Genomic DNA, 8,696 nt, shown 5'->3' on the forward strand with positions numbered 1-8,696 from the left:
CGGCGTGACCGTCAATTGGGCCAAAGCGGAGGAATACAAAGACAACAACAGCCTCAAGGCTTGGGCAGATCCTTGGATGATCGACAACAAGGCCATCTACAACGGTTCTCAGGTGATCGCGGGCACCAATATCTGGTTGCCACCTGCCTCCTATATCGAAATGTTGCAGGCATCCGGGAAGATTGGCTCCCGACCTGATTTGCTCAACGAGGCGATTTCCTTGGGGCAGGGAATTGCAGGATTCACCATCAGATTGCAGCCGGGATCTATAGGAACCCATATGCTTTCGGTCTCGTGGACGCGGGCAGGATGATCGTAGACACGATTAAAAGTGTGCTTGATGGCTCCTTGTTCACCAATATCGCCGAAATATACAATTCGCTGGTGAATATCGATGGCCCGCAAGCAATGAAATTGGCCGAAGGCATCCTCTCCTCAGCCTTGGGCGCAGCCAAGGACTTCATCAAGAGCTGGGACAGTGATGACATGTACAACAAATGGTTTTTCCGCGGCAAGATTGCCGGAATGATCATCACGGAAGTCATATTGGCAATTGTGACAGCAGGTTCAAGCCTTGGTGCAAAGCTGACCTCCAAATTGCTAGATGCCTTCCCCAAACTCGGTAAGGTCGCCGCCAAAATCCTCAAAGCAGCCGACAAGCTCAATCTCAACAAAAAGAAAAAGAGCAGCAGCAATTTCGGCGCCGACGACGGAGATGCCGCCGACTTGCCGAAAGGGAATGACTTCGACAACGTCAACCCCGACGACAAGAAGCAGATGGAATTCCTGAAAGCTCTTGGCTGGGCAAAGATTCTTACCGATGCCAATGACCTGATGGACACCCCTGTGCCCATCCTGCTGAAGCAATTGGAAACGACTGTCGGCGCGAAGTTCCCGGCGGTAAGTGGCTACCGCGCCAATCCAGTCCCAGGTCAGGCGGGCACGTACCAGATTGTCCAGTTTGCGAAGGAGGTTAAGGGGAACTATAAAGTTGGGAATGAGGAGCAGAGGCAACAAGAAAAGGAAAGGATTAAAAACGGCGATCCAAAGCCAAGATTGAATGCGACGCAGCATTTCACCAGTTATGAAAGCGCTCGCAATGCCGCTCTTAAGTGGCTCGAACAACACGGTTTCAAAGCGGACAGGCCAAATCTGGCAAAAATGAAACTCGACCCGAATGTCGGAAAACCCATTGGAATGGTGGATGAAACCGGAAAGATAGGATTTCGAATCGAATTTGGTGAAGTTGATGGGGCAATGCACCCACATATAAATGTTTTCGACAAGTCCCTACCAAAAGGTGAACAGGATGGTCCGCACTTTGTATTTCCTGGGGACCAAAATACAGTTAATACGATCATAAAACGATTTCTGTAAACAAAAAATATGAAGCAGTTTGAATCGGATTGGACTCAATTCCAGGAGCTAACTCCTTTTCTGGAGACTGGAGAGGTAGAGTACTTCGCCGACACTTCGACGAAATTCTCAAGAATTGCAAAGTTATTTCCAATATTGGCTTACCGGATCAATTGGATGGAGGTAGAGAATGTATTCCTGATCGTCAAACGCTCGGAAAATGTATTCGAATCGGCAACCTCTGGTTTCATAAAGAAGGTTTTTGAAGTACTTGGTATTGAAAAGCATGATAAGCTGGACGCCCTTTTCGATGGAATAACCGAAGGGGGATTGACGATTTCGGCGGGAATCTTGAGTGAATTGGGATTTACGTTTTTACTTATTGCGCAACATACCTACATCATTCCCGATGACTGCCGTTGGTGCATCAACTATACATTCGAAGGTCAGCTGCACTTCGGATTTGCTGCGGGTGGGCAACTTGAGACATTGGAACGATTAGAGAAGGAATTGGCGACTGCTGGTATTGAAGCCCAATTACGACTCCGAAAATAAGGCATTGTGACAAAGCGCTATGTATTGAGACGTCCCGATAGATCACCATTCAAAATGATCAAAACAAGATCTTCTGTAGGTCAAACCCGAAAAAATACGGTATTTCGGAGATATAAATAGACATCAATCGTGAGGAAAAATTCATCGAAACGGCTTATCCGACCAAGGGTAGTTCCGTTTGGATCAAACCTTCGGAGGTAATGCCATGAAAATTAACATCGACCTTAGTTGCCTGGGGGATGGTGAACGATTTCAAAACGAGAGTTACGGAGGGATCATCTATGCGCCTTTTAACGTATTGATTGGTGGAAAGGCCTATCCTGCACAGGATTGGGAAGACTACCCAATTGTGAATTTACGATCATGGGCTGACAAATTCTCCTAAATGGCGAGGATTTTTGTTCAAGTATTTACCTTGATGGATGACGCTTGGGAAATGAGGTGGCAAGACTGTGATTTGGAATCCCAATGCGGCACACTTTATATGATCCACAGTGGGCTCGGTGTAATTCTATGGTCGGAACCAAGATACTTTTTGAAGGACTTTGCGAAAGAAATATTGAAAGCAATCAATTTCATGATCGAATCATTGGAAAAATTCATTGCAAACGGCAAGCGTGAGCCATCTGAAACAATTCAGAACCTGAAAATCTCAGCGGGAGGGTTGAGTACGTGGATGAAGGACCACGCTCAGACCTGAAATTGAGCGATGGCTTGAGGAGGAAAGTAGCCCTGACTACACCAACTCCATCACCGGTGACTTTTTCGCGGGGTAGGTACTCAAACGTGGAAAGGAAATGCCAGAGCCGACAAGTAAAGTATTTGTCTTGGTCAGACGACATCCAGACTCTACGCCGTGATGGAATATTCATACCTCCTATCAAGAAGTCTGAAAGTAATCAACGATGAAAATTCCTAAAACGCTCAATTACGAAGAACTTACCAATTTCTTTGCTGGCCAGTACCACAACCAATGGCCTGAGGAATATGGCACTTGGGAAAATGCCTTGAGCGATGTATGCAGGAGAAGCTCTATTCCGTGGCTGAAGCTAATAATGAATGAATTGACAACTTTGTTGGCATTCAAATTGGATGAAGCCACCTTAAAAGTGATTATCACAAAGGAGTGCCATGCCAATTACCATGCTCCTGCAGATGGCCACAGTTATCAAGAATGGCTCGAAAAGCTTCGCTCAAAGCTTGCGGGATTTATAAAGGAAGCCACAAAGTTCAAATCATAAAACAACCAAAATCCAGCCCTACCCTTGACCCCAATCGCCACGCCGAATGCCCGTTCTTTGAACTGAGAAAATGGGACCGACCGGTACCTAAACACAAGATAATCAAGTAAAAAAGTCAACAAACCATTCAAGCCCCCTCTCCAAAAGCGAAGCGATGGAGAGGGTCGGGGAGAGGCCACAAAGTGCGGATGATCAACGCAGTAACCACCCCCCCCCAATTTACCAGCCATCATCACAACCGATATTTCAGATTTGCCACACAGAACAAGGTATTCGCCTTGCATGGCATAGGAATCCAGTTGCGCCCATGCCTATGACAAGCTACCCAAGCCACTGAATTTTCCATGCTCGCTCCTCAAAAAGGACGGGAATGTCACTAAAAAACTCATACCGTTCATCGTACCCGACGTGATCATTTGGATCTAGACTCTGAAATATCAGTACATAAAATCCGCCCGTGCTACCTTGCGTGTCATCTTCAATTCGAACATACCAACCCTGATATTCTCCCTCCTCAATTCTGCCATTAATGCCTGTTTAGATATCTTGCATGACTTTTTTGAGGCAAAGTAATCATTTCTTCAAGGTTCACTTGCTCTTTGCAGCAATGGCTCCGCATGCATCAGTACATAAGACCCATACACCAACCAGATCGATTGACCCTTTCCCATTCTCACAGCGGTGCTACATAATCTAAAGTGACATTGGGACGCAAGAGGGTATCAGTCATAGAATTGTGAACCAATTGTTGTTCGCTAGACTCCAACGAATCCCGAAAAATCACATTTGCCCAAACAACCCATACCCCCCAACTCAACACCAACCTCATCGAATCGGCGCAAGCGGAACAAAGTGGACCATTTGAACAACAACAAGTCCGGTGGCGAATATGCCGCTAACGATCAAGACTGCCTTCGGAACGAAGGCGGGGGAAAAAAGTGAACGGCGGCTCACGATCGCAGAAACGAAAAGCGTCACGATGGAATGAATCAAAGTCAAGTTCCCGATCCACAATCGAATGCGATACGCTTGTTGCAAATCCTTGTACTCGTCAAAACTCAAACTACGATGATTGACCACATCCGGACTGACATGACACAGTAGGTAAGAAATTTCGAATTGCAGAAAAAATGCGGCCAGATTGAGAAAATAGAAAACAACAAGCGCAATGTAGAAATACTTCATGGCCGATGAATTTTCGTGTAGCAACGATTTCGAAAATTGCATGAACACATCCATCCTTGTTGATTCAGCGATTTCATTCTGTGGCAATTTACCATTAAATTCCTACAGACAGCCTTCGCCGCGTCACGAGTCCCTATCACCCGATGCCGATTCGCAAGTTGCCGCCGAAACAGTAACGGGTCTCATAAGCCACGTTTCTCGGATGCATTTGAAAGGCGATGCATGGTTCTACACATAGGGCGTGTCTGCAACCTTTGGCCGCTCAGCCCCTGTACTTGTTAAGTGCTGCGTCCAACTGTATGAATTTCAGTACAATACCGATTCGACTCTACTGACTAATGAATTACCGATTGCGGCACCTGTTCCGAGCATCGGAAGCTGTCGGCCTATCGCGAAGTCCGCCACCTAAAGCCGGCGCCAATACATGCTCAATTCTTCTGAAACAGCAAGCCGCTCCCAGTGCTCCCGGAGAGGCCACAAAGCCCTCCTCCCAATGACCGAATCCCAGCCCTACCTTTGACCCCATTCGCCACGTCGAATGCCCATTCTTTGACCTGTGAAACAAGGGGCCGACCGATACCCAAACGCAAGATTTTCAAGGAAGAAAGTCAACAAGCCGTTCAATCCCCCTTTCCAGACCTGTCCAGAGTGAAACGAAGGAACTGAAGCGATGGAGAAGGTCGGGGAGAGGCCACGAAGCAAAGGGCGGGTGAGCCCTGTAGCGTTTCATAAACGCAACACCAAGCTTGCATTTCCTCGTCTTCTGTAGCGGAGGATGGGATTTAGAACATCGACCATAGAATACATTCTCCAGCAAGACGGGATCTATTCGCCTTGCGGATTTGAATTTAGGGAAAATATTGATTCGTGTAGTGGGGGAATGAGTTTGGGACTTGGATCAATTTTGGAATGCAGCAGTTTTTGGACAATCAGATTGGGTTGAGTTGGTTTCTCGGCTTTGAACGATCCAAAACCCAAAACTGCGTTGGAGAGATCAAGGCAATCGGAAAGGTGGTTAACATCGCCCATTGGCCACTATTGCCGTGAATCAAAATAGAGGTAATTTATCTGTTTCGCACTGACGTTGCACCGTGGCTTCGCCAAGCGGGATGCCCTGTCCTTGCATTAAACGTACCAATTTCTTTTCACCATCCAAAAAGACTTTCGTGTAGAGTCGTTTCTGCTGATTATTGGCTAATGTTTTGACCTATACATATAAGATTAATGGCAAGAATGGAAGGCATAATAGATGTGCTGACTAGACCCATGAAAAATCGTAAAGCATCCATTGTATTCACCGCTCTTATCGTAGATATCCTCAAGGTAGTATTCAGATTGAGTATCGGATATTCTGTCTGGATTCCCTAAAAAAAGAAAAAGTTCACTTCTCAATAGTCCTTGAAAAAAGCAAGATTGTTTCGCCATTTCAATCCCCATACTGCTTTTGAGGCCATTGCCGACCGATCTCCAAGAAGCTAATGCAATCGTATAATTCATATCACGGAGCAACGAATCACCAAGATTGGTCTTTTTGACAGTTAAGCTACCCAAAGTTAAGATTGAGTCAACACATTCAGAACCAACTGGATTGTGAACACTTTCCTTAACCTCGCTTTTCAATTTGCAACCTGACGCAAGAATTAACCAGAATCCAAGGCAAATTAGCGCTGCAGTTCCAAAAGAATAGTCATTTAACATTCCGATCGCAATTGAATTCAATTAAGTTTTACCGCCATTTGTAGTTTTAGGCAAATCCATCGGAAAGTCAAGCGAATTTGCTCAATGGTGTCGCTATTGTAACCCGTGAGCCAAAATTGGGCCGCGAAGGTGCCCGAGCTGCCAGACCAATGCGCCACAATCGCAAATTCGTAAGGGGCAACCACATCTGCCGCACCGAGAAGCCCCCTATCCAGAGCAAAGCGAAGGAGCTGAAGCGATGAAGAGTGATTAGCGGCACAATTGCGATTAGCCACCAAACCATTCAAGCCCCCTCTCCAAAAGCGAAGCGATGGAGAGGGTCGGGGAGAGGCCACAAAATCCAACCCTACTCAACCACCAACCGATGCGTAGCCCGACCCAGCTCCGACGAAAGCTCCACCAGATAAATCCCCGGCGCAAGATGCCCCACACCATGCGCCGTCGTGGCGCGATCCAACACCGCCTCCGACACCAGCGTGCCGGTCAGCGACCAAATCCGCAGCGCTGCATTGGCAGTGCCATGCAGTTGAACCGTAATGCGGTCCCTCGCCGGACTAGGATAAACCGTGAACATGGAGGAAATGAGCTCCGATGGCGAAATCGACGTTACCGTATTGGTATAGCGGAAAATCCTGCTGTCATAGCCCACGGTGTACCCGGTGTCGGTGGTCGGGAAATGAATTCCGTACAGCGTTCCCCCCAACAGGGTGTCTTCGACCCAGGTGGCCCCCGCGTCGCTCGTCCGGACGATCGTGCCGCCGCCGGTCGCGAAATAGCCGTGGTTGGCATCCGGGAAGGTCACATTGTACAAGCTCCAACCCACACCGCCCATGCCCGTGGACCACGTGGCACCCGCATCCGTGGTTTTCAGGACAGTGCCATAACGACCGCCCGCATGGCCCGTGGTGGGACTGGTGAATTCCACCGAAAGCAGGTCAAGAAACGTCCCCGTGTTTAACGGGTTCCAAGTGGTTCCGCCGTCCGTGGTTTTCAGGATGCGTCCCATCGTGGCCGTCACATACCCCGTATTGACATCCGTGAAATACACCCCGCTGAGATCCCCGAAGATGCCGCTGTTTTGGCCAACCCAGGTTGCACCGCAATCCGTCGTTTTGATGATCCTTCCGTAGTCACCCACCGCATAGCCAACCGTCGGACTCGGGAAGTGGACCCCATACAAAGCGTAGGAGCCATGGTCCATAAAATTGTTCCAGTGTGCGCCGCCGTCCGTGGTTTTCATGACCATGCCATAAAGAAGCCAGGTGCAGGTGTTTTCGCCAACCGCAAAGCCCGTGTCGCGGGTCGGGAAATGCACATCAAACAGGTCCGTGGTCCAGGATGCCACCCACATATCGTGCTGCAGGACCCAGTTCGCGCCGGCATCGGTGGTCTTTAAGCAGGTAGATTCCTTCCCAACCGCGTAACCCGTCGTCGAACTCGTAAAATAGGTGCTCCGAAGATCCTGGGCGGTGACAACATTCGTTTTGGAGGGCCAGGTGTTGCCAAAATCGGGGGTCCTGCGAATGGATGCGCCAAGGCCGACTGCGATACCCGTCGAACCGCTCGTAAACCACATATCCATGACCCCCATTCTGGTATAGGTAGCGACAGAATCCCAGTTCACACCGGCATCGGTGGTTTTCCAGATTCGACCGCTTCCCGCATCCCCGACGTAGGCAGTATCCGTTCCGGTCGCATAAACGGAAAGATATGTCTCGATTGCGGGGGTGGGTCTTGAATTCCAAGTGGTTCCTCCGTTGGAGGTTTGGTACACGCCGCCTGCCTGACAAGAAGCATAACCATGCGATGGGGTGGCAAAATGGATATCCTCCACAATCGGGCCCGAAGGCAGCGTTTGCGGCGTCCACGTTGCGCCTGCATCCGTGGTTTTGTAAATCAACCCGACATAATTCGTATGGCCACAGGCATACCCGGTATTGGAACTCGTAAACCAGAGGCCATTGTACCAGTTGGAGGCATTCGTCGAAATGGCATTCCAAGTGGCCCCCGCATCGGTGGTTTTGAGAATCCTTCCGCCCGATGTCGCCGAATAGCCCGTGTCAAGGGAGGTGAAATACAGCGAAGTACAAAAGTCCGTTCCCCCCACCGAAATCTGCGTCCAGTTCACCCCGCCATCCGTTGTTTTCAGGAGTTTCCCCGTCATCCCCGCCACAAAGCCGGTCGTATTCGAAGTGAAAAACACTGCTGAATACGTCCAGGAATTCGGATAAGTGATATTCGAAGCCACCTTGAACCAGGAATTGCCCCCGTCGGTGGACTTCATCACGACATTGTAGCCCACCGCATACCCAATCGAAGCAGAAGGGAAATGCACCCCATACAGATCACCGCCATTGGGAATCGGATGTTGAAGCTCCCAAGCCGACGCCTGCGCCAGCAACATCGAACCAACACAAACCTGTAGCAACAAAAGAAATATGCGAATTTTCATGGATCCCAAGTAACGTGACAATAGTTGACAAGTGAAGGTAAGAATTCGCGCGGACCAATGCCCAGAAAATACACAAACAGTCAAAAACCCAAGACAAACGGTCAAAATCGCATTCCCAGCGTCGATGTGCTGCCTTTCGTCTACATCAAAACAAGAATTCAATTGTCACCAAATTAGGACCTTGGGAATCTCGCTTTTCCGCGCCGAAG

At 48.8% G+C, this 8,696-nt stretch carries 8 protein-coding genes; 5 read left to right on the forward strand and 3 right to left on the reverse strand.

Features of this window, described 5'->3' with window-relative positions; genetic code table 11:
• The 5 genes from IPN95_31645 to IPN95_31665 form a co-directional block, all read left to right on the forward strand.
• On the forward strand, window positions 1-313 hold a 313-nt coding region (locus tag IPN95_31645), incomplete at its 5' end, for a hypothetical protein (protein MBK9453869.1).
• Between the two features lie 101 nt (window positions 314-414).
• Complete coding sequence (locus IPN95_31650; protein MBK9453870.1) at window positions 415-1,377, forward strand: hypothetical protein; 963 nt, start codon at window positions 415-417, stop codon at window positions 1,375-1,377.
• A 9-nt stretch (window positions 1,378-1,386) separates the two neighbouring features.
• Complete coding sequence (locus IPN95_31655; GenBank protein ID MBK9453871.1) at window positions 1,387-1,911, forward strand: hypothetical protein; 525 nt, start codon at window positions 1,387-1,389, stop codon at window positions 1,909-1,911.
• 205 nt (window positions 1,912-2,116) lie between these two features.
• A complete protein-coding gene (locus IPN95_31660) occupies window positions 2,117-2,296 on the forward strand; it encodes a hypothetical protein (protein ID MBK9453872.1) in 180 nt (59 codons plus the stop codon).
• A gap of 520 nt (window positions 2,297-2,816) precedes the next feature.
• A complete protein-coding gene (locus IPN95_31665) occupies window positions 2,817-3,152 on the forward strand; it encodes a hypothetical protein (GenBank protein MBK9453873.1) in 336 nt (111 codons plus the stop codon).
• Window positions 3,153-3,977: 825 nt separating this feature from the next.
• On the opposite strand, the gene IPN95_31670 is transcribed toward IPN95_31665, so the two are convergent.
• From IPN95_31670 to IPN95_31680, 3 genes are all read right to left on the reverse strand, one after another.
• Window positions 3,978-4,337, reverse strand: a complete 360-nt coding sequence (locus tag IPN95_31670) for a hypothetical protein (protein ID MBK9453874.1) — start codon at window positions 4,335-4,337, stop codon at window positions 3,978-3,980.
• A gap of 1,221 nt (window positions 4,338-5,558) precedes the next feature.
• Entirely contained in the window at window positions 5,559-6,035 is a 477-nt protein-coding gene (locus IPN95_31675; protein MBK9453875.1) for a hypothetical protein, read from the reverse strand.
• Between the two features lie 346 nt (window positions 6,036-6,381).
• Window positions 6,382-8,487 carry a T9SS type A sorting domain-containing protein gene (locus IPN95_31680; GenBank protein MBK9453876.1) on the reverse strand — a complete coding sequence of 702 codons (2,106 nt, stop codon included), beginning with the start codon at window positions 8,485-8,487 and terminating at the stop codon, window positions 6,382-6,384.
• Window positions 8,488-8,696: the final 209 nt, after the last annotated feature.

It is taken from the genome of Bacteroidota bacterium (genome assembly GCA_016718825.1).
Classification (GTDB): domain Bacteria; phylum Bacteroidota; class Bacteroidia; order J057; family JADKCL01; genus JADKCL01.